The 26,548-nt window shown below is 55.7% G+C and carries 28 protein-coding genes; 23 read left to right on the top strand and 5 right to left on the bottom strand.

What is annotated here, in order from left to right; genetic code table 11:
• The first annotated feature begins 275 nt into the window (after positions 1-275).
• Complete coding sequence (locus ACOTWU_RS23450; protein WP_126499226.1) at positions 276-1,229, top strand: nickel/cobalt transporter; 954 nt, start codon at positions 276-278, stop codon at positions 1,227-1,229.
• 33 nt (positions 1,230-1,262) lie between these two features.
• On the opposite strand, the gene proP is transcribed toward ACOTWU_RS23450, so the two are convergent.
• Positions 1,263-2,765 carry a glycine betaine/L-proline transporter ProP gene (gene proP / locus ACOTWU_RS23445; RefSeq protein WP_015570231.1) on the bottom strand — a complete coding sequence of 501 codons (1,503 nt, stop codon included), beginning with the start codon at positions 2,763-2,765 and terminating at the stop codon, positions 1,263-1,265.
• A 646-nt stretch (positions 2,766-3,411) separates the two neighbouring features.
• Between proP and kdgT the strand changes: the two genes are divergently transcribed.
• Positions 3,412-4,404, top strand: a complete 993-nt coding sequence (kdgT, locus tag ACOTWU_RS23440; protein WP_017382657.1) for a 2-keto-3-deoxygluconate transporter — start codon at positions 3,412-3,414, stop codon at positions 4,402-4,404.
• Positions 4,405-4,436: 32 nt separating this feature from the next.
• Here kdgT and ACOTWU_RS23435 read toward each other — a convergent pair whose 3' ends face one another.
• Positions 4,437-5,315 carry a diguanylate cyclase regulator RdcB family protein gene (locus tag ACOTWU_RS23435; protein ID WP_015570229.1) on the bottom strand — a complete coding sequence of 293 codons (879 nt, stop codon included), beginning with the start codon at positions 5,313-5,315 and terminating at the stop codon, positions 4,437-4,439.
• Positions 5,312-7,666 (bottom strand): clamp-binding protein CrfC, encoded by a 2,355-nt coding sequence (gene crfC, locus ACOTWU_RS23430; protein ID WP_015570228.1) that lies wholly within the window; start codon positions 7,664-7,666, stop codon positions 5,312-5,314. Before crfC ends, ACOTWU_RS23435 begins: the two co-directional genes overlap by 4 nt.
• 591 nt (positions 7,667-8,257) lie before the next feature.
• Between crfC and ACOTWU_RS23425 the strand changes: the two genes are divergently transcribed.
• The 16 genes from ACOTWU_RS23425 to phnP all read left to right on the top strand — a co-directional run bounded on the left by ACOTWU_RS23425 (position 8,258) and on the right by phnP (position 20,132).
• The gene (locus tag ACOTWU_RS23425) at positions 8,258-8,593 is read left to right on the top strand and encodes a zinc ribbon domain-containing protein YjdM (RefSeq protein ID WP_003860206.1); all 336 of its coding nucleotides are present in this window, start codon (positions 8,258-8,260) and stop codon (positions 8,591-8,593) included.
• 80 nt (positions 8,594-8,673) lie between these two features.
• Entirely contained in the window at positions 8,674-9,105 is a 432-nt protein-coding gene (gene yjdN, locus ACOTWU_RS23420) for a VOC family metalloprotein YjdN (RefSeq protein ID WP_032620760.1), read from the top strand.
• 173 nt (positions 9,106-9,278) lie between these two features.
• Positions 9,279-10,067, top strand: coding sequence for a phosphonate ABC transporter ATP-binding protein (gene phnC, locus ACOTWU_RS23415; RefSeq protein ID WP_126499225.1), 789 nt, complete (start codon positions 9,279-9,281; stop codon positions 10,065-10,067).
• A 23-nt stretch (positions 10,068-10,090) separates the two neighbouring features.
• Positions 10,091-11,107, top strand: a complete 1,017-nt coding sequence (phnD, locus tag ACOTWU_RS23410) for a phosphonate ABC transporter substrate-binding protein (RefSeq protein WP_032104778.1) — start codon at positions 10,091-10,093, stop codon at positions 11,105-11,107.
• A gap of 147 nt (positions 11,108-11,254) precedes the next feature.
• Positions 11,255-12,034 (top strand): phosphonate ABC transporter, permease protein PhnE, encoded by a 780-nt coding sequence (gene phnE / locus ACOTWU_RS23405; protein WP_017382653.1) that lies wholly within the window; start codon positions 11,255-11,257, stop codon positions 12,032-12,034.
• A 20-nt stretch (positions 12,035-12,054) separates the two neighbouring features.
• Entirely contained in the window at positions 12,055-12,780 is a 726-nt protein-coding gene (gene phnF / locus ACOTWU_RS23400; RefSeq protein ID WP_047736615.1) for a phosphonate metabolism transcriptional regulator PhnF, read from the top strand.
• Positions 12,781-13,233: a phosphonate C-P lyase system protein PhnG gene (gene phnG / locus ACOTWU_RS23395; protein ID WP_015570223.1), complete on the top strand. Its 453-nt coding sequence runs from the start codon at positions 12,781-12,783 to the stop codon at positions 13,231-13,233.
• On the top strand, positions 13,230-13,814 hold the full coding sequence (phnH, locus tag ACOTWU_RS23390) for a phosphonate C-P lyase system protein PhnH (protein ID WP_003860219.1): 585 nt from the start codon (positions 13,230-13,232) through the stop codon (positions 13,812-13,814). The genes phnG and phnH overlap by 4 nt, the downstream gene beginning before the upstream one ends.
• The gene (locus ACOTWU_RS23385; RefSeq protein WP_126499224.1) at positions 13,814-14,878 is read left to right on the top strand and encodes a carbon-phosphorus lyase complex subunit PhnI; all 1,065 of its coding nucleotides are present in this window, start codon (positions 13,814-13,816) and stop codon (positions 14,876-14,878) included. The genes phnH and ACOTWU_RS23385 overlap by 1 nt, the downstream gene beginning before the upstream one ends.
• Positions 14,871-15,716 (top strand): alpha-D-ribose 1-methylphosphonate 5-phosphate C-P-lyase PhnJ, encoded by an 846-nt coding sequence (gene phnJ / locus ACOTWU_RS23380; RefSeq protein ID WP_032652240.1) that lies wholly within the window; start codon positions 14,871-14,873, stop codon positions 15,714-15,716. The genes ACOTWU_RS23385 and phnJ overlap by 8 nt, the downstream gene beginning before the upstream one ends.
• Positions 15,713-16,468, top strand: coding sequence for a phosphonate C-P lyase system protein PhnK (gene phnK, locus ACOTWU_RS23375; RefSeq protein WP_015570221.1), 756 nt, complete (start codon positions 15,713-15,715; stop codon positions 16,466-16,468). Before phnJ ends, phnK begins: the two co-directional genes overlap by 4 nt.
• A 107-nt stretch (positions 16,469-16,575) precedes the next feature.
• Positions 16,576-17,256, top strand: coding sequence for a phosphonate C-P lyase system protein PhnL (gene phnL / locus ACOTWU_RS23370; RefSeq protein WP_015570220.1), 681 nt, complete (start codon positions 16,576-16,578; stop codon positions 17,254-17,256).
• Positions 17,253-18,389, top strand: coding sequence for an alpha-D-ribose 1-methylphosphonate 5-triphosphate diphosphatase (gene phnM / locus ACOTWU_RS23365; protein WP_047637881.1), 1,137 nt, complete (start codon positions 17,253-17,255; stop codon positions 18,387-18,389). The genes phnL and phnM overlap by 4 nt, the downstream gene beginning before the upstream one ends.
• The gene (gene phnN / locus ACOTWU_RS23360; RefSeq protein WP_047062206.1) at positions 18,386-18,937 is read left to right on the top strand and encodes a ribose 1,5-bisphosphokinase; all 552 of its coding nucleotides are present in this window, start codon (positions 18,386-18,388) and stop codon (positions 18,935-18,937) included. The genes phnM and phnN overlap by 4 nt, the downstream gene beginning before the upstream one ends.
• The gene (gene phnO / locus ACOTWU_RS23355; RefSeq protein ID WP_015570217.1) at positions 18,930-19,364 is read left to right on the top strand and encodes an aminoalkylphosphonate N-acetyltransferase; all 435 of its coding nucleotides are present in this window, start codon (positions 18,930-18,932) and stop codon (positions 19,362-19,364) included. The genes phnN and phnO overlap by 8 nt, the downstream gene beginning before the upstream one ends.
• 9 nt (positions 19,365-19,373) lie before the next feature.
• Positions 19,374-20,132: a phosphonate metabolism protein PhnP gene (gene phnP / locus ACOTWU_RS23350; protein ID WP_017382648.1), complete on the top strand. Its 759-nt coding sequence runs from the start codon at positions 19,374-19,376 to the stop codon at positions 20,130-20,132.
• A 54-nt stretch (positions 20,133-20,186) separates the two neighbouring features.
• Here the strand turns inward: phnP and yjdP are convergent, their stop codons facing one another.
• A complete protein-coding gene (yjdP, locus tag ACOTWU_RS23345; RefSeq protein WP_047062204.1) occupies positions 20,187-20,510 on the bottom strand; it encodes a DDRRRQL repeat protein YjdP in 324 nt (107 codons plus the stop codon).
• A 69-nt stretch (positions 20,511-20,579) separates the two neighbouring features.
• The gene (gene rpiB / locus ACOTWU_RS23340) at positions 20,580-21,029 is read right to left on the bottom strand and encodes a bifunctional allose-6-phosphate isomerase/ribose-5-phosphate isomerase RpiB (protein ID WP_023295775.1); all 450 of its coding nucleotides are present in this window, start codon (positions 21,027-21,029) and stop codon (positions 20,580-20,582) included.
• A 351-nt stretch (positions 21,030-21,380) separates the two neighbouring features.
• Between rpiB and ACOTWU_RS23335 the strand changes: the two genes are divergently transcribed.
• The 5 genes from ACOTWU_RS23335 (at position 21,381) to alsE (ending at position 26,545) form a co-directional block, all read left to right on the top strand.
• On the top strand, positions 21,381-22,271 hold the full coding sequence (locus ACOTWU_RS23335; RefSeq protein WP_015570213.1) for a MurR/RpiR family transcriptional regulator: 891 nt from the start codon (positions 21,381-21,383) through the stop codon (positions 22,269-22,271).
• 64 nt (positions 22,272-22,335) lie between these two features.
• Entirely contained in the window at positions 22,336-23,271 is a 936-nt protein-coding gene (gene alsB / locus ACOTWU_RS23330; protein ID WP_015570212.1) for a D-allose transporter substrate-binding protein, read from the top strand.
• Positions 23,272-23,347: 76 nt separating this feature from the next.
• A complete protein-coding gene (gene alsA, locus ACOTWU_RS23325; protein ID WP_126499223.1) occupies positions 23,348-24,880 on the top strand; it encodes a D-allose ABC transporter ATP-binding protein AlsA in 1,533 nt (510 codons plus the stop codon).
• Complete coding sequence (gene alsC, locus ACOTWU_RS23320) at positions 24,859-25,839, top strand: D-allose ABC transporter permease (RefSeq protein WP_017382644.1); 981 nt, start codon at positions 24,859-24,861, stop codon at positions 25,837-25,839. The genes alsA and alsC overlap by 22 nt, the downstream gene beginning before the upstream one ends.
• Before the next feature lie 10 nt (positions 25,840-25,849).
• Complete coding sequence (alsE, locus tag ACOTWU_RS23315) at positions 25,850-26,545, top strand: D-allulose 6-phosphate 3-epimerase (protein ID WP_126499222.1); 696 nt, start codon at positions 25,850-25,852, stop codon at positions 26,543-26,545.
• The last annotated feature ends 3 nt before the right edge of the window (positions 26,546-26,548 follow it).

Here is a 26,548-nt window from a genome sequence, read left to right as displayed (position 1 = left end):
CAACCCGTTATTTCAGGATTTTTTCTCTTCAACCGACCGGGTTATCTGTGAAGTGATTCACATCCGCCGTGTCGATGGAGGCGCATTATAGGGAGTTCCCGAGCGACCGCAACAGAAAAGTTGCAAAAAAATGACTGACTGCTGTATTCCCCAGCAAAACCCCGCCTTATACCTTTTTACACACAGACTTATCCACAATCTATTGACGTTCCCGGTGTGATCCAACGATTTGAACACTATACTAGCGGCAAATATTTCTCTCGCGGGCCAACCTCATGACGACACAACGACTTCAACGTGACTGGCGTATCCCAACCGCCGGGCTCGCCATGCTGGTGTTACTTATGGCAGGTTTTGCACTGCATACGCACTGGAATGCTTTTATTCAGTGGTGCCTCGCCACCCAGATCACCCTGCACCGATATCTGGTGATGTATCTGCTGCAACTTAATAATCATCAGTACAGCGGTGGGCTATGGTTGTTAACCGGTGCGTTTCTTTATGGTGTACTCCATGCCGTTGGACCTGGGCACGGCAAATTTATCGTCACCACGTATCTCACCACCAATAAAGAGAGCCAGCTCGCGGCGCGCGTCGTACCGTTTATCGGTAGCATGATGCAGGGCGTCAGCGCGATCGTCTTTGTCTTTATCCTGGCGGTTGGATTGAACCTCGCGTCAGGAGATATCAGCACCAGCCGTTGGTACGTCGAGAAAATCAGCGCCGTGCTGATTGCCGTCTTCGGCGCGTTTATCATTTATCAGGCGCTCAGCAGCCTGCGTCCGCGCAAAATGGCGATTAGCGCCATCAAGCCGCTTCACCAGCATAATGAACGCTGTGGCTGCGGCCATCACGGCGTAGGGGTGGATCTGACTAAAAGCGACTGGAAAACCCGTCTGGGCGTGGTGCTGGCCATTGGCGCACGCCCGTGCAGCGGGGCAATTATGATCCTGATGTTCTCGAATGCGCTCGGTATTATTAGCTGGGGGATTGCTGCTGTGATGACAATGTCGCTGGGCACGGCGCTGTCGATTATGGGGCTGTCGCTGGCAGTACGTTACGCGCGTGAACGCACAGTAACCTGGTTTGGCGGCGGCACGTCCCTGAACTGGGTAATGCCGATGGTCAAAATTGCCGGAGGGGTTGTTCTGATACTGTTCGCGACGATCCTGTTCCTGACGGTGATCCCCGTCAGCGCCGGCGGCGACTATATTGCCGCAGGATGCTAATAAAAGAAAACCCGCCAGCGGCGGGTTTTTTTATCACTCGTTAATTCGCGGATGCTGATCGACAAGGCGAGAGCGTTTTGTCTGGAGCGCCTCAATCTCTGCGTCAATATCTTCAATCTTCTGCTCTACATTATCGTAGTGCTCACGCAGGATCTCTTTCGCTTCCTGAATATCAGACGCCGCAGGCGTTGCCCCTTTCAACGGACGATTCGCCGTCTCCTTCATGGTAATACCGGTAATCAGGCCGATCACCGCAATGACCATCAGATAGTAAGCAGGCATCATCAGGTTCTGCGTGCTCTCCACCAGTGAAGCAGCAAGCGTCGGCGTCAGGCCCGCAATCAGAACGGAGATATTAAAGGCTGCCGCCAGCGCACTGTAGCGAATATGCGTCGGGAACATTGCCGGCAGCGTAGAAGCCATCACCCCGATGAAGCAGTTGAGGATCACCGCCAGCATCAGCAGACCGGCGAAAATCAGCCCCAGCACATTGCTGTTAATCAGAATAAAGGCCGGGATTGCCAGTGCGAACAGGGCGACGCTGCCGAGAATAATGAATGGCTTACGGCCAAAGCGGTCGCTCAGCAGACCCATAATCGGCTGAACAAACAGCATACCCACCATGATGGCGATAATAATCAGCACACCGTGGTCTTCCGAGTAGTGTAGGTTATGCGACAGGTAGCTCGGCATGTAGGTCAACAGCATGTAATAGGTCACGTTGGTGGAAATCACCAGACCAATACAGGTCAGCAGGCTGCGCCAGTGTTTGGTCGCAATCTCCTTGAACGACACTTTCGGGCCATCCTGTAACCCTTCACGGTCACCCTGCTCCAGCTTTTCAACGTGCTGCTGGAACGCAGGCGTCTCTTCCAGGGCGTGACGCAGATAAAGCCCAATGATGCCCAGCGGCAGCGCCAGGAAGAACGGAATACGCCAGCCCCAGTCAAGGAAGTTCTCTTCACCCACTACGGTTGAGATCAGAACCACAACCCCCGCGCCCATGACAAAACCGGCAATCGAACCAAAGTCCAGCCAGCTGCCCATAAAGCCACGTTTACGGTCCGGAGAATATTCAGCGACAAAAATCGATGCGCCGGTATATTCGCCACCAACGGAGAAGCCCTGCGCCATCTTACAGATCAACAGCAGAATCGGCGCCCATATACCAATAGTTGCATACGACGGAATAAGGCCGATACAGAATGTACTTATCGACATGATGACAATGGTAATAGCCAGGATCTTCTGGCGACCATATTTATCACCCAGCATGCCGAAGAAAAGGCCACCGAGAGGACGAATCAGGAAGGGAACGGAGAACGTACCCAGCGCAGCAATCATCTGCAAGCTGGGATCGGCACCAGGGAAGAACACTTTACCAAGTGCATAGGCCACAAAGCCGTAAACACCAAAATCGAACCACTCCATCGCATTACCGAGCGAGGCCGCTGTAATCGCTTTGCGCAGTTTCGCGTCATCAATAATGGTGACATCGCGCAGCGTGATGGGTTTTACTTTTTTCCTTCTAAGCATAGCTTTCCTCGTAGACTCAGCCCCGTCCGTTTCACAGCGCATTTTGCAAGCTGTGAACCAGAGACCCGCTCCATGCGAATCTCCTTATTCAAGCGTAGCAGGTTTACTTACATTGACGTTTTACCTCAATACAACCGAACCTGTTGACGCCTGTCTGGGCAGTTAAAGACCTTTTTACCCTACCAGCGTTTATATATGTGATCAACTTCACACATATTTTTCCTGTTCGTAAGTTGCCTTCAGCTTTTGTCAATTCACGATAAATAAGGTCATTCTAAACCCCCTTATCAAACAGATCTTAACGCCCGTTATTATTCTTCCCCAAACAAAATGCAAGCACATTTCTTCACAGCAAATTTACACAAAATTCAATTATTAACAGTGGGCAATCCTGTTTACATTCAATATGTGACGAAGATAACTAAAACAGCGTTTTATTTTCGTTGAATCACAATTCCAAAGATCGCATGATAAATCCGAACACGATATCCCAGCAGCTTTCAAATGAAGGAATGCTGAACACCTGAATTTCGCTCTACAGCATAAATAACGAATCGATTGGTCCCAAAAAAGGCAATCGTTTGAATTTGTTGATCTATTTTTTGAGCTTTCCGCCAGCCATGCGGACGAGATGTGAGGGTTAATGATGAAGATTAAAGCAACAATAGAACGCATCCCGGGCGGGATGATGCTGGTCCCGCTGGTACTTGGCGCGATATTAAATACGCTAGCCCCGAATACCGGTGCTTATTTTGGCGGTTTTACAAAAGGTATGATTACCGGAACGGTACCGATTCTGGCAGTCTGGTTCTTTTGCATCGGCGCATCTATTAACTTGCGTGCAACAGGTACGGTATTACGTAAATCAGGGACGCTGGTCATTACTAAAATTGCGGTCGCCTGGGTTGTTGCGATGATCTGTGCGATGTTCATTCCGGAGAATGGAATTCAGACCGGCTTCTTCGCCGGATTATCTGTTCTGGCCATAGTCTCAGCAATGGATATGACCAACGGCGGTCTCTATGCCAGCCTGATGAATCAATATGGCACCAAAGAAGAATCGGGCGCGTTCGTGCTGATGTCCCTGGAGTCGGGTCCGCTGATGACGATGTTGATTCTGGGTTCTGCCGGCCTTGCCTCTTTTGAACCACACCATTTTGTCGGGGCGATCCTGCCGTTCCTGATTGGTTTTGCGCTGGGCAACCTCGATCACGATCTGCGTGATTTCTTCAGCAAAGCCACCCCGGTACTGATCCCGTTCTTCGGCTTCGCGTTGGGCAATACCATCAACCTGAACGTGATTCTGGAAACCGGCCTGCTGGGCATTGTGCTGGGTGTTGCCGTCATCGTCATCACGGGTATTCCACTGATTATTGCAGACCGCGTCATCGGAGGCGGCAACGGAACCGCGGGCGTGGCCGCCTCTTCGGCCGCAGGCGCTGCGGTAGCCAACCCGGTGATTATCGCCCAGATTAACCCGGCCTTTGAACCCGTGGCCGCTTCCGCCACGGCTCTGGTTGCCGCCAGCGTGATTGTGACGGCAATTCTGGTCCCTGTCATCACGGCACTGTATGCCAGACGCTTTGGGCATGTGCCTGAGTCCCGGACAGAACCTGAAGCGGTAGAAATGCACCACTAACCCTTTCGCCCCCTCCTTAAAAAGAGGGGCAATCACGTACCAAATATCTCTTCCACCATGCCATCCACCAGCCGTTTTGCCGAACAGAGTCTCGGCATTCCCAGCGCGACCGTTTGCCAGCTCTGCGTCACTGACCAGCTCACCGGATGTTTATCCGCCTGACACCAGTCCCCCAGCCAGCCCAGCATATCTTTATAATCAATCAGACCGGGAGAAGCGGGCGTCGTCAGCCACTGATGGTAAAAATGCCGGGTGGTGGGAGAAGCATTAATTCCCTGTGCCAGATAGTTTGCGGCCATGCTGCGCAGATTATCTTTCAGCATGGCCGCCACATCGCTATTCGCCAGACGACAGGCATCGCCAAACGCCCCCCAGCGCAACTCTTCCAGCACGATAAAGCAGCGGCCAGCCAGCGACCAGCCGTCATACTGCCCGGCTCGCCAGCGGGTAAAAATTTGCTCACTGTGCTCACCCGCCTGAACCGTAAGGCCGCGCTGCGCGAGCGCTTTCTCTTTATAGGCGGCACGCTGGTTGAAATGTGAGGAGAGCTCTTCGTACTGTTGCAACAATCCGGGCGGTTGAGGGAGGCGTGGATTCACCTGCTGGCGCAGGGCTACCAGCCTGTCGGACATACGGGTCAGCGCAAGGTGTCCGGGGTCGAGCATACCGGCCAGTTTCTCCGCCAGACCCAGCCGCAGCGCTGCATTTTCGTTGAGCATTCCCGCCATTGCCCACGGCCGCAGCCGGGTCTGCGTAATGATCTCCTGCGTCAAACGCTCACGAAATTGCAGTTGCTGTGGCCCCAGGAGGGAGTGACGTGCAGCGTCCGCCCCCTGGACCAAATCGACCATAAATTTTGGGTGAATACACTCCAGCGTCCGCCCGGGACCGTCCAGTAGCTGTGTTGTCATGGTTGCTCTGCCGCGAATAAGGTTTGAATATCATCGCGTAACAGTCGGGTATCTTCCTGAATCCACGCCGCAGTAGTCATACTTTGCTTCAACAACTGGCTAAGCGCCCGGGTTGAATGTTCATTCTGCTGCCGCACGGCAAGGCTATCACGCAAGCTTTCCTGTAACCCGGTCAGGCACAACGAAAACTCTGCAAAGAACGTTGCCATACCTGCCGTAACAGAGACATCGACCTGCGCGGCCAAAGCTTTACGTATTTGATCGCAAAACTGATCGATATGTTGCGTAAATTTGCCATGAAGCTGAACGATGTCGATGACATAGCGTGTGCGCGTCACGACATACTCTTCCCAGCCCCAGCCGGGATTATTGAGCCAGCGCGAGACGGTATTACGTACGCTGCCTGCCCCGGCTGGCTGACTGGCGGGAGGGGTGTCCTGCACAATGGCATCATTAAATAAGCCGCGCGTATTGAAATTAAGCTGGTTTGCCTGAAACGCCGGGAAGCTAATCCGCGCCCGAAATCCGGCATGACTGAGCTGTTCCTTGATTCGCGTCTCGATAGGGCGCATCGCCTCATTCAACGATCGGGCAAGCGTAGACTCCAGCTGATCGAAGCGTAACGCCAGCTCCCGGCCAATTCTGCTCTGCGCATTCAGCATAATCTGCTCGCATGACGATCGAATCTTGCTCAGGACAATCTGCGCCTGCCCTTCATCGTCAAGCACCAGCTGCTGGATTGCATCCGCGTCGTCTGCACGCAAACTGGATGGCTCGCGCCCTGCTAAATCAAGAATAGACGGGCGGCTAAAAATGTCGCCCAGCGCCTGGTGAAGTTCACCTTTCTGGCGAAGCAGGAATGCATCCGTTGTGTTGAGCGCCTCTTCAACTTCATGCTGGACCTCATCGCTCACCACGCTCTGCCGCTGACGCAGCAACGTCATATCCTCTTCCAGACGCGCAATATTCAGCTCCAGCTCATCAAAAGCGACCGTCAGTCCCTGATGGCGAAAATCCAGGTATTCTCTGGCATTTTGCGCATAGTTCAGCAGCTTATGCGATGCCGACCGCAAAGCGAACAGCGAGGCGTTGGCGTAAGCCGCGTAAATCAGTTTGCGGATGGGCTGTTCGAACAGCGAATCCTCCCACAGCAGATCCGCCGCATGGCGAATATGGTCAATATCGTCCAGGTCGGCCGTTCGCCAGCGGCGGCCCAGCGCGGCCTCGGCAAAATCCTGTACCCAACGCTGATCCTGATGATCGGGAAGGCGCCCATGAACGTTCATCTCATAGCGGGCGCGGTTTGCCAGATAGGCCCACATGGAAGAGACCGGATAAATTTGCCCCGGAGAAATATTTCCTTTCATCAGCGTGCCGGAAATCATCGCCCGCACCTGCTCTTCATCGTCGCTGTTACGATCTTTCTGATCGAATTTGTTGACCAGGGCGTAAAGCGGCACGGATTTGCCGGCAGCCGAAATTGCCTGACGAACCTCCGCATCAGAAATAGATTTAAGCTGTGTATAGTCCATCACCGCCAGCACGGCGGAGGCGCGCGCCAGCTGCTCGCTGAGCATTTTTTGCAGGTGCGGCTGACCGGCCTCGTTCGGCCCCGGCGTGTCGAGCAGCGTCAGTTGCCCCAGGTGCGCATCCAGACCGGCGAGATGCACAAACTCCACCTCAATCACCGGAATATGTTCTATCGCGGCATACTCAGAGAACGGAAACTCCACGCCCAGCGCCTGAGACAGCCGCACCAGATCGTTCAGGCTTTTCAGACAATGAAAGATGGGCTCCGCGCCCAGGTGATGTTTTTCAAACGCCTCACCTCTTTCTATGCGCTCCAGCAGCGTATTCATGTCCTTGTCGATTTCCAGACGCCGCGCCAGCTTGCCGCGATCTTTATCGCACAGTTTTTTCTGCAACTGGGTAATCAGGGTATCGATGGGCGAAACGTGCAAAAAATGCAGTACCGGCTCCTTCTGGCCCGGCGTATGGCGGATCAGCGTGGGAAGTGCCGTCATCGGACGATTGCGGTTCGGCAGCACTTCCGTGCCCACAATCGCATTAATGGTGGTCGATTTTCCCGCTTTCATGGTACCCACAATCGCCAGCACCATTTCGAGGCGGGTTATTTTGCGTAATTCGTTATTCAGCATCGCCTGCTGAGCGTCGACACCCCGTGCGCTAAAATGTAACGGCAAAACGTTGTTATTAACGCCGCTCATCGCAGCGGCTGTGCTATCCAGCTTTGCAATCGGCATAGATTTTAATGAATCAAGATTGTTCAGAGCGAGCTGTAACAATCGTTCAGCTTCCTGGCTTAATTCAAATATGGTCTGTGTGTGCATGATAAAAGCCTTCCCTTAACGCAAATTTATTACTTTTATTAAGCCACGATGTTTTAATTATACTTTTCAGGCTTATATGATCACGTATGGAAAACATGTTCATTTAATACAACTAACTGAAGATAATGAGAATTTAAAAACCACCCTCGTAATACGTGTAAAACATCCCCTGGCCAGAAAGCCAAAAGTGAATAGACAAAACGCATTTTCAGGAAACATCAGGATATATCATCGTTATTTACCCACCAAAAAAGAGAGGTATTCCCTGGCGCCAAAAGATGTATGGCGTCAGAAGAGGATAGATAAATAACGGCTTGTTCCTTCACCTTATCCGAAATGGCACAGCGTAGCAATTTGCTGTAATAAAATATTCGATACATTTTGCATGATTACGATCTCTGCCGTACAGGGATTAAGATTCCCTTAATTCACTGACATTTCGTGTCATCGCTTGCGCATTTATGCGCTATTTTTATAAAACAATATCACCGACAAAAGTGGGGATTTGCGTTATACTCGCTGCCTTTTTCGGCACACTGCCGTCATTTAGCTGGCGTTTTCCAGCGTGTTAACACTTTTGAGGATACCAACATGCAACTTCCACACTGCCCGAAATGCAATTCTGAATACACCTATGAAGACAATGGCATGTTCGTTTGCCCGGAATGCGCCCATGAATGGAACGATGCGGAGCCTGCACAGGACAGCGATGCGCTGATCGTGAAAGACGCGAACGGCAACCTGCTGGCAGACGGCGACAGCGTTACCGTTGTGAAAGATCTGAAGGTAAAAGGCAGTTCCTCCATGCTGAAGATCGGCACTAAAGTCAAAAATATCCGTCTGGTTGAAGGCGATCATAATATCGACTGCAAAATTGACGGCTTCGGTCCGATGAAACTGAAATCTGAGTTCGTGAAAAAGAACTGATTGTCCCGCCCGGTGACGCTTCGCTTACCGGGCGTTCGGGAACTAGACTTAACGGGCTTTTCTTACGTGAGGTAAAGATTATGCCGTTAAGTCCCTACATCTCTTTCGCCGGCAACTGTGCGGAGGCGACCGCCTTCTATCAGCAGGCCATCGGCGCAGAACTCCTCTACAAAATCACCTTCGGCGAAATGCCCAAAGACGAAAACAGCGAAGAAGGCTGTCCGTCAGGCATGAACTTCCCGGATACCGCCATCGCCCACTCTAATGTCCGCATTGCCGGCAGCGATATCATGATGAGCGATGGTCTGCCACCCGGTAGCAACACGCAGTACGCCGGATTTACGCTGGTGCTCGACACGCAGGACGTGGATGAAGGCAAACGCTGGTTCGACAACCTCTCTGATGGCGGCAATGTCGAAATGGCCTGGCAGGAGACTTTCTGGGCGCACGGATTCGGGAAAGTCACCGATAAATACGGCGTGCCGTGGATGATTAACGTCGTTAAATCGTAGGCCACATAAGCGCAGCGCATCCGGCAACAGCGCCCGGAGACGCTGCGCTGACCGGGCCTGCGGTGATTGTCATCAAACTCCCCTCAACTCTTCAAATTCCCGCAACCGAGACTTAACCCAAATGTCATATTGATGCGCCAGCATGAGGCCACATTTATCGTGAGGCCCGGCACATGCAAACTGTCATTCGCGTCGAGAAACTGAGCAAAACCTTCCATCACAACAAGGCGCTGCATGCCGTTGATCTGACCGTCCAGCAGGGCGAAATGGTGGCGCTGTTGGGGCCGTCTGGTTCAGGTAAATCAACCCTTCTTCGTCACTTGAGCGGCCTGATTACCTGTGACAAAACGCCGGAAAGCCGCGTCGAACTGCTGGGTAACACCGTGCAACATGCGGGGCGTCTGGCGAGCGATATTCGCAAAAGCCGCGCCCAGACGGGCTATATCTTTCAGCAGTTCAACCTGGTGAACCGCCTGACCGTGCTCGAGAACGTGCTGATTGGCGCGCTCGGCAGCACCCCGTTCTGGCGCACCTGCCTGCGCTGGTTCTCCCCATCCCAGAAGCAAGAAGCCCTACAGGCGCTGACCCGCGTCGGCATGGCGCATTTCGCCCACCAGCGCGTCTCCACGCTCTCCGGCGGACAGCAGCAGCGCGTCGCCATCGCCCGCGCCCTGACGCAGAAAGCCAAAATCATTCTGGCCGATGAACCTATCGCCTCGCTGGACCCGGAATCGGCCCGCATCGTGATGGAAACCCTGCGCGACATCAACCAGAACGACGGCATCACCGTGGTGGTGACGCTGCATCAGGTGGATTACGCCCTGCGCTACTGCGAGCGCATCGTCGCCCTGCGTCAGGGCCATGTGTTCTTCGATGGCGCAAGCCACCAGTTTGATAACGAACGTTTCGATCATCTCTACCGCAGCGTAAACCGCGTCGAAGAGCGCGCGCAGGCTGCTTAACGTCCCCATAACGAGGAATGGACATGAACTACAAAGCCGTTGCCGCGCTGGCCTTCACCAGCATGTTCAGCATCAGCACCCTGCTAAGCCCTGCTTACGCTGAGGAACAGGAAAAAGCGCTGAACTTTGGCATCATTTCAACGGAATCACAGCAAAACCTGAAGCCGCAGTGGGAACCGTTCCTGAAAGATATGGAAACCAAACTGGGGATCAAAGTAAACGCCTTCTTCGCCCCGGACTACGCGGGCATCATTCAGGGAATGCGCTTCAACAAAGTCGACATCGCCTGGTATGGCAACCTCTCTGCTATGGAAGCGGTAGATCGCGCGAACGGCCAAGTCTTCGCCCAGACCGTTGCGGCAGACGGCTCCCCGGGCTACTGGAGCGTGCTGATCGTTAACAAAGACAGCCCGATCAACAATCTCAACGACATGCTCGCCAAACGCAAAGAGCTGACCTTTGGTAACGGCGACCCGAACTCCACTTCCGGCTTCCTCGTCCCTGGCTATTACGTCTTCGCGAAAAACAACGTCTCCGCCAGCGACTTTAAGCGCACGGTCAACGCCAGCCACGAAACCAACGCCCTGGCCGTGGCGAATAAGCAGGTTGACGTCGCCACCAACAACACTGAAAACCTCGACAAGCTGAAGACCTCCGCGCCGGACAAGCTGAAGGAAATCAAGGTTATCTGGAAATCGCCGCTGATCCCGGGCGACCCGATCGTGTGGCGCAAAAACCTCTCTGAGAATACCAAGGACAAGGTCTACGACTTCTTTATGAACTACGGCAAAACGCCGGAAGAGAAAGCGGTTCTGGCGCGTCTGGGCTGGGCGCCGTTCCGCGCGTCCAGCGATTTGCAGCTGGTGCCGATTCGCCAGCTGGCGCTGTTCAAGCAGATGCAGGGCGTGAAGGACAACAAGGGTCTGAAGGAAGAAGAGAAGACCAGCAAAGTGTCGGAAATTCAGGCGCAGCTGGACGATCTCGACCGCCTGACCGCCGCGCTCGGCGCCATGACCAGCGTGAATAAAGCGGTGCAGTAACGCTTTTCTCCCTCTCCCTTGAGGGTGAGGGGGAAATACGCACGCTGATGCCCTCACCCCGGCCCTCTCCCACAGGGAGAGGGAGAACAGATCGTAGGCCGGATAAGCGTAGCGCCATCCGGCACACAAAGAGCCACGGAGTAAAACATGCAAACCATCACCCTCCCGCCGCCAAAGCGCAGCTGGTTCTCGCTCATAAGCTGGGCCGTTCTGCTGGCGGTGCTCGTTATCTCCTGGAAGGGCGCGGAGATGGATCCGCTGCTGCTCTTCAAAGATTCCGGCAACATGGCGACCTTCGCCGCCGACTTCTTCCCGCCGGACTTCAGCCAGTGGCAGGACTACCTCGGTGAAATGGCGATCACCCTGCAAATTGCCGTCTGGGGCACCGCCCTCGCCGTGATCCTCTCCATTCCGTTTGGCCTGATGAGCGCCGAAAACATCGTGCCGTGGTGGATCTACCAGCCGATGCGTCGCCTGATGGACGCCTGTCGCGCCATCAACGAAATGGTCTTTGCGATGCTGTTCGTGGTCGCCGTCGGCCTGGGTCCGTTCGCGGGCGTGATGGCGCTGTTCATCCACACCACCGGCGTGCTCTCCAAGCTGCTCTCCGAAGCGGTTGAAGCCATCGAGCCCGGCCCGGTGGAAGGCATCCGCGCAACCGGAGCGAACAAAATCGAAGAGATCCTGTACGGCGTCCTGCCGCAGGTGATGCCGTTGCTCATCTCCTACTCCCTGTACCGCTTCGAGTCCAACGTTCGCTCCGCCACCGTGGTCGGCATGGTGGGCGCAGGCGGCATTGGCGTCACCCTGTGGGAAGCCATTCGTGGTTTCCAGTTCCAGCAAACCTGCGCCCTGATGGTGCTCATCATCGTCACCGTCAGCCTGCTGGATTTCCTCTCTCAACGTTTGCGTAAGCACTTCATCTGAGAAGCGAGGCTTTGATTTGTATGCACTTATCCAGACATCCGACCAGTTACCCCACCCGCTGGCAAGAGATTGCGGCAAAGCTCGAAGTGGAGCTGCGCACGCACTACCGCTGCGGAGACTACCTGCCCGCCGAGCAGCAGCTTGCCGACCGCTACGAAGTGAATCGCCACACCCTGCGTCGCGCCATCGATCAACTGGTGGAGCGCGGCTGGGTCCAGCGCCGTCAGGGCGTCGGCGTGCTGGTGCTGATGCGTCCGTTCGACTACCCGCTCAATGCCCAGGCGCGTTTTAGCCAGAACCTGCTCGATCAGGGCAGCCACCCCACCAGCGAAAAGCTGCTGTCAGTCCTGCGCCCCGCCTCCCGCCACGTGGCGGACGCGCTGGGGATTCAGGAGGGCGACAACGTCGTTCACCTGCGCACGTTGCGCCGGGTGAACGGCGTGGCGGTCTGTCAGATCGACCACTACTTCGCGGACCTCACCCTCTGGCCCGTGCTGCAACATTTCGCCAGCGGTTCCCTGCATGATTTTCTTCAGAACGCGACGGGTATCGCGCTCAAACGCACCCAGACGCGCATCAGCGCCCGCCGCGCGCAGGCGAAAGAGAGCAAGGTGCTGGAGATCCCCAACATGGCCCCGCTGCTCTGCGTGCGCACCCTCAACCACCGTGACGGCGACGTCAACGCAACGGAATACTCCGTCAGCCTGACCCGCGCCGACATGATTGAATTTACCATGGAGCACTGAATGCACTTCGACACCTCCACTCGTCAGCGCTGGATGCGCGTGCTGGCCCACAGCCAGCCTAATGCGCTGGCTGCCCGCATGAGCACGCTCGGCCTGACGCCGGACTACGACACGATCCGCGCGCCGGAGATCGGCCTGGTGCAGATCCAGGCACGCATGGGCGGCACCGGCGAGCGCTTCTTCGCCGGCGATGCCACCCTCACCCGCGCGGTGATCCGCCTGAAAAGCGGCACGCTGGGCTACGGCTACGTACTTGGGCGCGACAAAACGCACGCCGAGCGCTGCGCAGCGATCGACGCGCTTTTACAGGAACAGCCGCATTTTCAGACGTTAATGGAAACCCTTATTGCCCCGCTGGAAGCCGACCGCGCCGCACGCCTTGCCGCGCGTCAGGCCGAAGTGAATACCAGCCGGGTCGACTTCTTTACGCTCGTTCGCGGAGACAACGCATGACGCTTCAACCTGCTTTTACCCTGGCCGTCCAGGATGCCCAACAGAGTTTCCGTCGCCTGCTGAAAGCCATGAGCGAGCCGGGCGTCATTGTCTCGCTGCATCAGCTCTCCCAGGGCTGGCTGCCGCTGAACCTCGCCTCGACCAGCGTGCTGCTGACCCTGGCGGACAACGACACCCCGGTATGGCTGTCAGGCGCATTGCTGAACGATATCGCCAGCCAGAACCTGCGCTTTCACACCAACGCGCCGCTGGTCGAGCAGCCCCAGCAGGCGGTCTTCGCCGTGGCCGACGAGCAAATCAGCCACGAACAGCTTAACGCCCTGAGCGAAGGCAGCGCCGTCGCACCAGAAACCAGCGCTACGCTGATTTTGCAGGTCTCCAGCCTGAGCGGTGGCCGCATGCTGCGCCTGACGGGTGCAGGGATTGCCGACGAGCGGATGGTCGCCCCCCAGCTGCCGGAGTGCATCATTCATGAGCTGACCGAGCGCCCGCATCCGTTCCCGCTCGGTATCGACCTGATCCTGACCTGCGGCGAGCGCCTGCTGGCGATCCCGAGAACCACTCACGTGGAGGTGTGCTGATGTACGTTGCCGTCAAAGGGGGCGAGAAGGCGATCGCCGCCGCCCATGCCTTGCAGGCGCACAGACGCCGGGGGGATGACGCCCTTCCCGAGCTGAGCGTCGCCCAGATTGAACAGCAGTTAAACCTGGCCGTCGACCGCGTGATGACCGAAGGCGGCATCGCGGACCGCGAACTGGCGGCGCTGGCGCTGAAACAGGCCAGCGGCGATAACGTGGAAGCCATCTTCCTGCTGCGCGCTTACCGCACTACGCTTGCGAAGCTGGCGGTTAGCGAGCCGGTGAATACGGCGGAAATGCGATTAGAGCGCCGTATTTCTGCGGTGTACAAAGATATTCCTGGCGGCCAGCTGCTTGGTCCGACCTACGACTACACCCATCGCCTGCTGGACTTCACTCTGCTGGCGAACGGTGAAACACCGCAACTCAGCGCCTCTGACGCTGAACAAGACGCCTCCCCGCACGTCTTTAGCCTGCTGGCAAACCAGGGGCTGGCGAAGGCGGAAGAGGACACCGGCAGCACACCGGATGACATCACCCGCACGCCGCCGGTCTATCCCTGTTCGCGCTCGTCCCGCCTGCAACAGCTGATGCGCGGCGATGAAGGGTATCTGCTGGCGCTGGCCTACTCCACGCAGCGCGGCTACGGGCGCAACCACCCCTTCGCGGCAGAGATCCGCAGCGGCTATATCGACATTGAAATCGTGCCGGAAGAGCTGGGTTTTGCGGTGAACATCGGCGAACTGCTGATGACCGAGTGCGAAATGGTGAACGGTTTTGTCGCGCCAGAGAATGAAGATCCGCACTTTACCCGCGGCTACGGGCTGGTGTATGGCCTGAGCGAGCGCAAGGCGATGGCGATGGCGCTGGTTGACCGTGCGCTCCAGGCGCCGGACTACGGCGAGCATATTGCAGGCCCGGCACAGGACGAAGAGTTCGTGCTGGCCCACGCGGATAACGTTGAGGCCGCCGGCTTTGTCTCGCACCTCAAGCTGCCGCACTACGTCGATTTCCAGGCCGAACTGGAACTGCTGAAACGCCTGCAACGGGAGCGCGCCAATGGCTAACTTAAGCGGCTACAACTTTGCCTATCTGGACGAACAAACTAAACGCATGATCCGCCGTGCCATCTTAAAAGCGGTGGCTATTCCGGGCTATCAGGTCCCGTTCGGCGGCCGTGAAATGCCGATGCCCTACGGCTGGGGCACGGGCGGTATTCAGATCACCGCCAGCGTGATCGGCGAGGCTGACGTGCTGAAGGTCATTGACCAGGGTGCAGACGACACCACCAACGCCGTGTCGATCCGCAACTTCTTTAAGCGCGTAACGGGCGTCAACACCACCGAAAAAACCGAAGACGCGACGTTGATCCAGACCCGTCACCGCATTCCGGAAACCCCGCTGGCCGAAGATCAGATTTTGATTTTTCAGGTGCCGATTCCGGAGCCGCTGCGCTTTATCGAGCCGCGGGAAACCGAAACCCGCACCATGCACGCCCTGGAAGAGTACGGGATCATGCAGGTCAAACTGTATGAGGACATCGCCCGCTTCGGCCATATCGCCACCACCTACGCCTACCCGGTGAAGGTGAACGGCCGCTACGTGATGGACCCGTCGCCGATCCCGAAATTCGATAACCCGAAGATGGACATGATGCCCGCCCTGCAACTTTTTGGCGCCGGACGTGAAAAACGCATCTACGCCGTACCGCCGTACACCCGTGTGGAGAGCCTGGATTTTGACGATCACCCGTTTACGGTGCAGGAGTGGGACGAGCCGTGCGCCATCTGCGGTTCGAAGCATAGCTATCTGGATGAAGTGGTGCTGGACGACACGGGCAAACGGATGTTTGTCTGCTCCGACACCGATTACTGCCGCCAACAGAGCGAGGCGAACAGCCAATGAAACCGCTGCTTTCGGTTAATAACCTGACTCACCTTTATGCGCCGGGCAAAGGCTTTAGCGACGTGTCGTTTGAGCTGTGGCCGGGCGAAGTGCTGGGCATTGTCGGCGAGTCCGGCTCCGGTAAAACCACCCTGCTGAAGTCCATCTCCGCGCGCCTGACGCCGCAGAATGGCGACATTTTGTATGAGGGCGTGTCGCTGTATGGCATGAGCGAAGCCGATCGCCGCCGCCTGCTGCGCACCGAGTGGGGCGTGGTGCACCAGCACCCGATGGATGGCCTGCGCCGCCAGGTGTCGGCGGGGGGCAACATCGGCGAACGGCTGATGGCCACCGGCGCGCGCCACTACGGCAACATCCGCGCCACGGCGCAGCACTGGCTGGAAGAGGTTGAAATTCCCGCCTCGCGCATCGACGACCTGCCGACCACCTTCTCCGGCGGCATGCAGCAGCGTTTACAGATTGCCCGCAATCTCGTCACCCATCCGAAGCTGGTGTTTATGGATGAACCGACCGGCGGGCTGGACGTCTCCGTGCAGGCTCGCCTGCTCGACCTGCTGCGCGGCCTGGTGGTGGAGCTAAACCTGGCGGTGGTGATTGTCACCCACGATTTAGGCGTCGCGCGCCTGCTGGCAGACCGCTTGCTGGTGATGAAGCAGGGTCAGGTGGTGGAAAGTGGGTTAACCGACCGCGTGCTCGACGATCCCCATCATCCGTATACCCAGCTGCTGGTGTCGTCCGTATTGCAGAACTGAGGGCGCGGTTGCCGGGTGGCGCTGCGCTTACCCGGCAAAACGAACACCGCACCCGTAGGCCGGGTAAGGCGAAGCCGCCACCCGGCAAAACGAATCGCGAGGCCAAAATGATCCACGTTGAAAATGTCAGTAAAACCTTTGTGCTCCACCAGCAAAACGGCGTCCGCCTGCCGGTACTGCAAAATGCCTCGTTAGAGGTCAGCAACGGCGAATGCGTGGTGCTGCATGGCCATTCCGGCAGTGGAAAATCCACCCTGCTGCGCTCCCTGTATGCCAACTACCTGCCGGACGAAGGCCATATTCATATTCGCCATAACAATGAATGGGTCGATCTGGTTCAGGCTCCCGCGCGCAAAGTGCTGGAAGTGCGCCGCTCGACGATCGGCTGGGTCAGCCAGTTCCTGCGAGTGATCCCGCGGATCTCCGCCCTGGACGTGGTCATGCAACCCCTGCTGGATCTCGGCGTGCCGCGCGAAACCTGCGCCGCTAAAGCCGCCAGCCTGCTGACGCGCCTCAACGTACCGGAGCGTCTGTGGCACCTCGCCCCGTCGACCTTTTCCGGCGGCGAGCAGCAGCGCGTCAACATCGCCCGCGGCTTTATCGTCGATTACCCGATTTTGCTCCTGGATGAACCCACCGCCTCGCTCGACAGTAAGAACAGCGCAGCGGTGATGGAACTGATCGAACAGGCCAAAGCGCGAGGCGCGGCGATCGTCGGAATCTTCCACGACGACGCCGTACGCCAACGCGTGGCGGACAGACTGCACCCGATGGGGACAAACGTATGATTATCAATAATGTCAGGCTGGTGCTGGAAAATGAGGTTGTGAACGGCTCGGTTGAGGTGCGGGACGGTGTCATCCGCGCCTTTGCCGAAACCCGGAGCCACACTCCTGAAGCGATGGACGGCGAAGGCGGCTGGCTGCTGCCGGGGCTGATTGAGCTGCATACCGATAATCTCGATAAATTCTTCACCCCGCGCCCAAAGGTGGACTGGCCTGCTCATTCAGCGATGAGCAGCCACGACGCGCTGATGGTCGCCAGCGGCATCACCACCGTGCTGGACGCGGTGGCGATTGGCGACGTGCGCGACGGCGGCGATCGCCTGGAGAACCTGGAGAAGATGATCAACGCCGTGGAGGAGACGCAAAAGCGCGGCCTCAACCGCGCCGAGCACCGCCTGCACCTGCGCTGCGAGCTGCCGCACCACACCACCCTGCCGCTGTTTGAGAAGCTGGTGGGCCGCGAGCCGGTCTCGCTGGTTTCCCTGATGGATCACTCGCCGGGGCAGCGCCAGTTCGCCAACATTGAAAAGTATCGCGAATACTATCAGGGCAAATATTCGCTCAACGACGCGGAGATGGCGCGCTACGAAGAAGAGCAGCTCCAGCTGGCGGCCCAGTGGTCGCAGCCGAATCGCCTCTCCATTGCCGCGATGTGCCGGGACCGGAATATTGCCCTGGCCAGCCATGACGACGCCACGCACGATCACGTGCGCGAATCCCACCAGCTTGGCAGCGTGATAGCTGAATTTCCCACCACGTTTGAAGCGGCAGAGGCATCGCGTAAGCACGGCATGAACGTCCTGATGGGCGCGCCAAATATCGTGCGCGGCGGATCGCACTCCGGCAACGTGGCGGCAAGCAGGCTCGCCTCGCTCGGCCTGCTGGATATCCTCTCCTCTGACTATTACCCCGCCAGCCTGCTGGACGCGGCCTTCCGCGTCGCGGACGACGAGAACAACAGCTTCACGCTGCCACAGGCGATTCGCCTGGTGACGAAAAACCCGGCCAGCGCGCTTAATCTTCACGATCGCGGTGAAATTGCCGAGGGGAAACGGGCCGATCTGGTGCTCGCCCACCGTAAGGGCGAGCACATTCATATCGACCACGTCTGGCGTCAGGGAAAAAGGGTGTTCTGATGGGAAGACTCATCTGGTTAATGGGCCCGTCCGGCTCCGGGAAGGACAGCCTGCTGTCGGCGTTACGGCAGCGGGAACATTCACAGCTGCTGGTCGCGCACCGCTATATCACGCGCGATGCCAACGCCGGAAGCGAGAACCATATCGCCCTGAGCGAGCAGGAGTTTTTTACCCGTGCCGGACAAAACCTGCTGGCGCTGAGCTGGCATGCCAACGGTTACTACTATGGCGTCGGTATTGAGATTGACCTCTGGCTGCATGCGGGGTTCGACGTACTGGTTAACGGCTCGCGGGCGCATCTCCCGCAGGCTCGCGCCCGGTACGAAGCGGCGCTGCTCCCGGTCTGTTTGCAGGTTTCCCCGGACGTTCTCCGTAGCCGGCTACAAAAGCGGGGGCGCGAAAACGCGCGCGAGATCGACCAGCGGCTGGAACGGGCGGCGCGCTACACCCCGTCGGGTTGTCACGTCCTCAATAACGACGGAAGTTTGCTACAGTCAGTCGAGACCTTGCTATCGCTTATTCGCCAGAAGGAGAAACAGCATGCCTGACTGCCAGCTTCGCCCCGCCACCGCCGACGATGCGCCGATCGTTTACGCGCTGATCTGCGAACTTAAGCAGGCCGAGTTCGATCATCAGGCGTTTCACGCCGGGTATCTGGCCAACTTGCAGGATCACAATATGCGTTACCAGCTGGCCGAGCTGGACGGGCAGATCATCGGTATGATCGGCCTGCATATGCAGTTTCACCTGCATCACGCCCGCTGGATCGGCGAGATCCAGGAACTGGTGGTGATGCCGCAGGCGCGCGGATTAAAAGTGGGCAGCCAGCTGCTGGCCTGGGCAGAGGACGTCGCGCGACAGGCAGGCGCCGAGCTGACCGAGCTTTCCACCAGCGTGAAGCGCGTGGACGCGCACCGTTTTTATGTTCGTGAAGGATATACGCAAAGCCATTTCCGCTTCACCAAACCGCTGTAGAGGTGCGTTATGAGTCTGACGATCACGCTGACAGGAACCGGAGGGGCTCAGCTGGTGCCGGTGTTTGGCTGCGACTGCGCGGCGTGCCGACGGGCGCGTTTACAGGAAAATTATCGCCGTCGCCCCTGTAGCGCGGCGGTGAAATTCAACGATTCGGTCACCTTGCTGGACGCGGGTATTCCACACCTGATGGACGACTGGCCCGCGGGGAGTTTCAGGCAGATTTTGCTTACCCATTATCATATGGATCACGTTCAGGGGCTTTTTCCTCTGCGCTGGGGCGTGGGAGCGACCATTCCGGTTTACGGTCCGCCGGACGATGCAGGCTGTGACGACCTGTTCAAGCATCCGGGCCTTCTCGATTTCAGCCACACGGTGGAGCCGTTTGTGATGTTTGAACTTCAGGGCTTGCGGGTCACGCCGCTGCCGCTCAACCATTCAAAACTCACGTTTGGCTATCTGCTGGAGTCCGCCCACAGCCGCGTGGCGTGGCTTTCTGATACCGCCGGGCTACCGGATAAAACGGTGACGTTTCTGCTAAACAATCAGCCGCAGGCGATGATTATCGACTGTAGCCATGAACCGCGCCCGGAGACGCCGCGCAACCATTGTGATTTGAATACGGTGATTGCGCTGAACGAGGTGATTGGCTGTCCGCAGGTGATCCTGACGCATATCAGCCATCAGTTTGACGTGTGGATGATGGATAACCCGCTGCCGTCCGGCATTGAAGCGGGGTATGACGGGATGGTGCTGGTGTTGGATTAAATTTTGCCGGGTGGCGGCTGCGCCTTACCCGGCCTACGCGTTGCAATACCAGGGTTACCACCGATCGTAATCATCCTCTAACCGGCGCTCATCCTCTTCTAACCGACGCCGATCGTCATCCAGCTGCCGCTGACGCTCGTCTAAACGCTGGCGTCGATCTTCTAACTGTCGACGACGATCGTCGTACTGGCGGCTGTCGGTTTGACGGCTGCGATCGTAACGATCGTCGTCATCATCATTACGGCTGCTGCCGGGGTTATAGGCATCGTTGATCGCCTGCTGAATATTGCCAATGGCATCATCAATCACATCGGCATACGCCAGTTGGCTGGTTAAAGTCAGCAGACCCAATAACAGAGCGGTAGAGTAACGTTTCATAAGGCCAGACTCGCAGGTGAACTGGCCTTACGGTAATGAATGGCAGGGAACCGGGGTAGCGGAGGAATCTCAATTCCTGGCCTGTTCAATCGCCCCTATCGCATCGACTCGCGCCTGATGTCGTCCCCCTTCAAACGGTGCATTTAGCCAGGCATCGACGATCATTTTTGCCAGCTCCAGTCCGACCACGCGCGAACCAAATGCCAGCACATTCGTGTTGTTATGCTGCCTTGAAAGCTGAGCTGAATAAGGTTCGCTACAGACCACTGCGCGGATGCCCGGGAACTTATTGGCCGTAATGGAGATCCCTACCCCCGTTCCGCAGATCAGGATGCCGCCATCCACCTCCTTATCGATAATAGCCTGTGCAACCGCGCTGGCATAATATGGGTAGTCAGTACGCTCCGGGGAACAGGTGCCCTTATCCACCACGTCGATGCCACGCGCGCGCAGATGGGCCAGAATATCCTCTTTCAGCATAAAACCTACGTGATCGCAGCCAAATGCAATCTTTTTCATAATAAACCTCATCGTGGGTTAACTTTACGAACTCGATGGAGTTGTGATTTAAGACCGGTCAGTTGTGCAATAAAACCTCAAAACCATCGAGTTCTGCGCGTGTTCTACACCCCTGACTTTGACATTTCAACTCTCTCATGACGGTATATTTCTTACGGCATGCATTAAAATCCGTTAACGTGTCATGATTATATTATTGATTTTTAAGGTCATCCTAAAGCAACCGCCCATCAAAACTTCACAGACAATAAAACTTTATGAATTTTCAAACATTGTGAAGTTGCCAGCATATTTTCATGCCAGAGTGTGGTGATATAGTGTCGTCTTCATTTTTAAGGACAAAAGAGAGCGATGAGTCAGTCAGAATTTAAAAAAGAGCTGCCTAACGGCATTGGCCTTGCACCGTACCTGCGCATGAAGCAGGAAGGCATGACCGACAACGAAAGCCGTATCGTCGACTGGCTGCTCCAGCCGGGTAACCTGAGCGGCGCGCCTGCGATTAAAGACGTTGCCGAAACGCTGATGGTGTCGGAAGCGATGATCGTGAAAGTGGCCAAACTGCTCGGCTTTAGCGGTTTCCGTAACCTGCGTGCGGCGCTGGTCGACTACTTCTCGCAATCCGAACAAGTATTACCTGCGGAACTCGCTTTTGATGAAGCACCACAGGATGTGGTTAACAAAGTGTTCAATATTACGCTGCGCACCATTATGGAAGGCCAGTCGATAGTGAACGTGGATGAAATTCACCGCGCGGCACGTTTCTTCGCCCAGGCCAACCAGCGCGATCTGTACGGTGTGGGTGGTTCTAACGCTATTTGCGCCGACATCCAGCATAAGTTTCTACGCATCGGCGTGCGCTGCCAGTCGTATCAGGACGCGCACATTATGATGATGTCGGCATCGCTGCTGAAGGAAGGGGATGTGGTACTGGTGGTCTCCCATTCCGGCCGCACCAGTGATGTGAAAGCAGCAGTTGAGTTAGCAAAAAAGAACGGCGCCAAAATTATCTGTATTACCCATAGCTACCATTCGCCGATTGCTAAACTTGCTGATTATATTATTTGTTCGCCAGCACCAGAGACCCCGTTATTAGGGCGCAACGCCTCCGCGCGTATATTACAGCTTACATTATTAGATGCGTTATTTGTTTCCGTTGCACAACAAAATATCGAACAGGCCACACTTAATATGCAAAAAACCGGCGCTATTGTGGATTTCTTCTCTCCTGGCGCACTGAAGTAAATTAAAAGGTTAATCCTGCTCAGGCGGGATTAACAACAACATACCCTACATTGAGAACACTGCTATGAATAAATATCTGAAATATTTCAGCGGCGCCGCTATGGGCTTAATGTTATCCACCAGCGCGTTTGCTGCTGCGGAATATGCGGTGGTATTAAAAACGCTCTCCAATCCATTCTGGGTGGATATGAAGAAAGGGATTGAAGATGAAGCCAAAACCCTGGGAGTAAGCGTTGATATTTTTGCCTCGCCGTCAGAAGGGGATTTTCAGTCCCAGCTACAGCTGTTCGAAGATCTGAGTAATAAAAAATACAAGGGTATCGCTTTTGCCCCACTCTCCTCCGTGAATCTGGTCATGCCCGTCGCGCGCGCCTGGCAGAAAGGTCTCTATCTGGTGAATCTCGATGAAAAAATCGATATGGATAACCTGAAAAAAGCAGGTGGCAATGTAGAGGGGTTTGTCACAACGGACAACGTGGCCGTCGGCGCAAAAGGGGCCGATTTTATTATCAATAAACTTGGTGCGGAGGGGGGCGAAGTCGCAATCATTGAGGGTAAAGCCGGTAACGCATCGGGCGAGGCGCGCCGCAATGGCGCAACAGAAGCCTTCAAAAAAGCAAACCAAATTAAGCTGGTTGCCAGCCAGCCCGCCGACTGGGATCGCATTAAAGCTCTGGATGTGGCAACCAACGTGCTGCAACGAAACCCGAATCTGAAAGCCTTCTACTGCGCGAACGATACCATGGCGATGGGCGTGGCGCAGGCGGTGGCAAACGCCGGTAAAATCGGCAAAGTGCTGGTGGTCGGCACCGATGGTATTCCAGAGGCGCGTAAGATGGTCGAAGCCGGTCAGATGACGGCAACCGTCGCACAAAACCCGGCGGACATCGGGGCGACCGGCCTGAAATTAATGGTGGATGCCGCGAAAACCGGGAAAGTCATCCCGCTGGAAAAAACGCCTGAATTCAAGTTGGTGGATTCGATTCTGGTGACGAAATAACGCAGAACTGTGCGGCTTGATGCCCTCACTCCGGCCCTCTCCCACAGGGAGAGGGTGAACAGAGAAGGAAATAAACATGGTCACGCCATATATCTCGATGGCGGGGATCGGCAAATCCTTTGGTCCGGTTCACGCATTAAAATCGGTTGATTTAACTATATACCCTCATGAGATCCACGCGTTATTAGGGGAGAATGGTGCCGGTAAATCAACCTTAATGAAAGTATTGTCGGGAATTCATGAGCCGACCAAAGGCTCCATTATTATTAATGAAAAGAATTACGACAAATTGGATCATAAACTGGCAGCACAACTGGGCATCGGCATTATATATCAGGAACTCAGCGTTATTGATGAATTAACCGTGCTGGAAAATCTATATATAGGCCGTCACCTGACTAAAAAGGTTTGTGGCATCAGGATTATTGACTGGAAAGAGATGCGCATTCGCGGTGCGATGATGCTCTTACGCGTCGGATTAAAAGTCGATTTAGATGAAAAGGTAGCGAATTTATCCATCAGCCATAAACAGATGCTGGAAATCGCGAAAACCTTAATGCTCAATGCCAAAGTGATCATTATGGATGAACCCACATCTTCATTAACCAATAAAGAGGTGGATTATCTTTTCTTGATCATGAATCAGCTGCGTAAAGAAGGCACCGCCATTGTCTATATCTCGCATAAGCTCGCGGAAATCCGCCGCATCTGCGACCGCTACACGGTAATGAAAGACGGTTCCAGCGTATGCAGTGGCCTGGTGAGTGACGTTTCAAACGACGACATTGTGCGCCTGATGGTCGGCCGCGAACTGCAAAACCGCTTTAACGCCATGAAAGAGAGCACCAGCAACATCGAACGCGACACGGTGTTTGAGGTGAAAAACGTCACCAGCCGGGACAAGAAAAAAGTGCGTGATATTTCGTTCAGCGTGAACCGCGGCGAAATACTGGGTTTTGCGGGTCTGGTCGGCTCGGGACGTACCGAACTGATGGACTGTCTCTTCGGCGTGGATAAACGCGCGAGCGGTGAAATTCGCCTCAACGGCAAAACCATCTCTCCGCGTTCGCCTCTGGATGCGTTGAAAAAAGGGATGGCCTACATCACCGAAAGCCGCCGCGAAAATGGCTTTTTCCCCAATTTCTCTATCGCCCAAAACATGGCCGTCAGCCAGAGCCTGAAAAACGGTGGCTATAAAGGGGCCATGGGGCTCTTTCGCGAGCATGAAGAACGCAAGACCGCCGAAGCACAGCGCCAGTTGCTGGCGTTGAAGTGCCATAGCGTAGAGCAAAACATCACCGAACTCTCCGGCGGCAATCAGCAAAAGGTGCTGATTTCTAAATGGCTGTGTTGCAACCCGGACGTCATCATTTTTGATGAACCCACGCGAGGCATCGACGTCGGCGCAAAGGCCGAAATCTACAAGGTGATGCGCCAGCTGGCTGACGAAGGCAAGGTCATCCTGATGGTGTCGTCTGAATTACCTGAAATTATCGCCGTCTGTGACCGCATCGCCGTGTTCTGCGAAGGGCGGCTGACGCAAATCCTGACCAATCGCGACGACATGAGCGAAGAGGAGATCATGGCATGGGCATTACCACAAGAGTGAAAGGCGATATGGCGGAGAAAAAGCCATTTAACTTCGCGCTGTTCTGGGACAAGTACGGTACCTTTTTTATCCTCGCGATTATAGTCGCCATCTTTGGCACGCTGTCATCGGAGTACTTCCTCACCACCAACAACATCACGCAGATTTTTGTCCAGAGCTCGGTAACGGTGCTGATCGGGATGGGCGAATTCTTTGCCATCCTTGTAGCGGGTATTGATCTGTCCGTCGGAGCCATTCTGGCACTCTCCGGCATGGTGACTGCCAAACTGATGCTGGCTGGTGTCGACCCGTTTTTTGCAGCACTGATTGGCGGCGTACTGGTCGGCGGCGCGCTGGGGGCGATCAATGGCTGTCTGGTCAACTGGACCGGGCTACATCCGTTCATTATCACTCTCGGTACTAACGCCATTTTTCGCGGCATCACGCTGGTGATTTCCGACGCTAACTCCGTCTATGGCTTCTCGTTCGACTTTGTAAACTTCTTCGCTGCCAGCGTCCTCGGGATACCCGTACCGGTCATCTTCTCGCTGATCGTCGCGGTGATCCTCTGGTTCCTCACCACCCGTATGCGGCTGGGGCGCAATATCTACGCCCTGGGCGGTAACAAAAACTCGGCGTTCTACTCCGGCATCGACGTGAAGTTTCATATTCTGGTGGTGTTCATTATTTCTGGCGTATGCGCCGGGCTGGCGGGCGTGGTGTCGACTGCGCGTCTGGGCGCAGCGGAGCCGCTGGCCGGGATGGGATTTGAAACATACGCCATCGCCAGCGCCATCATCGGCGGAACCAGCTTCTTCGGCGGTAAAGGCCGCATCTTCTCGGTCGTGATTGGTGGTCTCATCATCGGCACCATCAATAACGGACTCAATATCTTACAGGTACAAACCTACTACCAGCTGGTGGTAATGGGCGGGTTGATTATCGCCGCTGTTGCCCTCGACAGATTGATCAGTAAGTAAGGAAATCACTATGAAAATTTCACCCTCCCTGATGTGTATGGATCTGCTGAAATTCAAAGAACAGATCGAATTTATTGACCAGCACGCGGACTACTTCCATATCGACATCATGGACGGCCACTTTGTGCCTAATCTGACGCTGTCTCCGTTCTTTGTCGGCCAGGTGAAGAAGCTCGCCACCAAACCACTGGACTGTCACCTGATGGTGACTCGCCCGCAGGACTACATAAGCCAGCTGGCGCAGGCCGGAGCAGACTTCATCACACTGCACCCGGAGACCATCAACGGTCAGGCTTTCCGCCTGATTGAAGAGATCCGTCGTCACGGTATGAAGGTGGGACTCATCCTCAACCCGGAAACCCCGGTTGAGGCGATGAAATACTATATTCATAAGGCGGACAAAATCACCGTGATGACCGTCGATCCAGGCTTTGCCGGGCAGCCGTTCATTCCGGAAATGCTGGAGAAAATTGCCGAGCTGAAAGCCTGGCGCGAACGCGAAGGGCTGAGCTATGAGATTGAGATCGATGGCTCATGCAATCAGGCCACCTATAAAAAACTGATGGCCGCCGGCGCAGATGTCTTTATCGTCGGAACGTCTGGTCTGTTCAACCATGCAGAGAATATCGGGGATGCATGGCAGCTTATGGCCGGGCAGATCCTGTCGGCACGAAACGAGGTTGTTCCTCATGTAAAAACAGCCTGATGT

Source organism: Enterobacter cloacae complex sp. GYL001 (assembly GCF_049237125.1).
Taxonomy (GTDB): domain Bacteria; phylum Pseudomonadota; class Gammaproteobacteria; order Enterobacterales; family Enterobacteriaceae; genus Enterobacter; species Enterobacter hormaechei_C.
The sequence above is the reverse complement of the archived record's forward strand: the minus strand, read 5'-3'. Positions and strand labels throughout refer to the sequence as shown.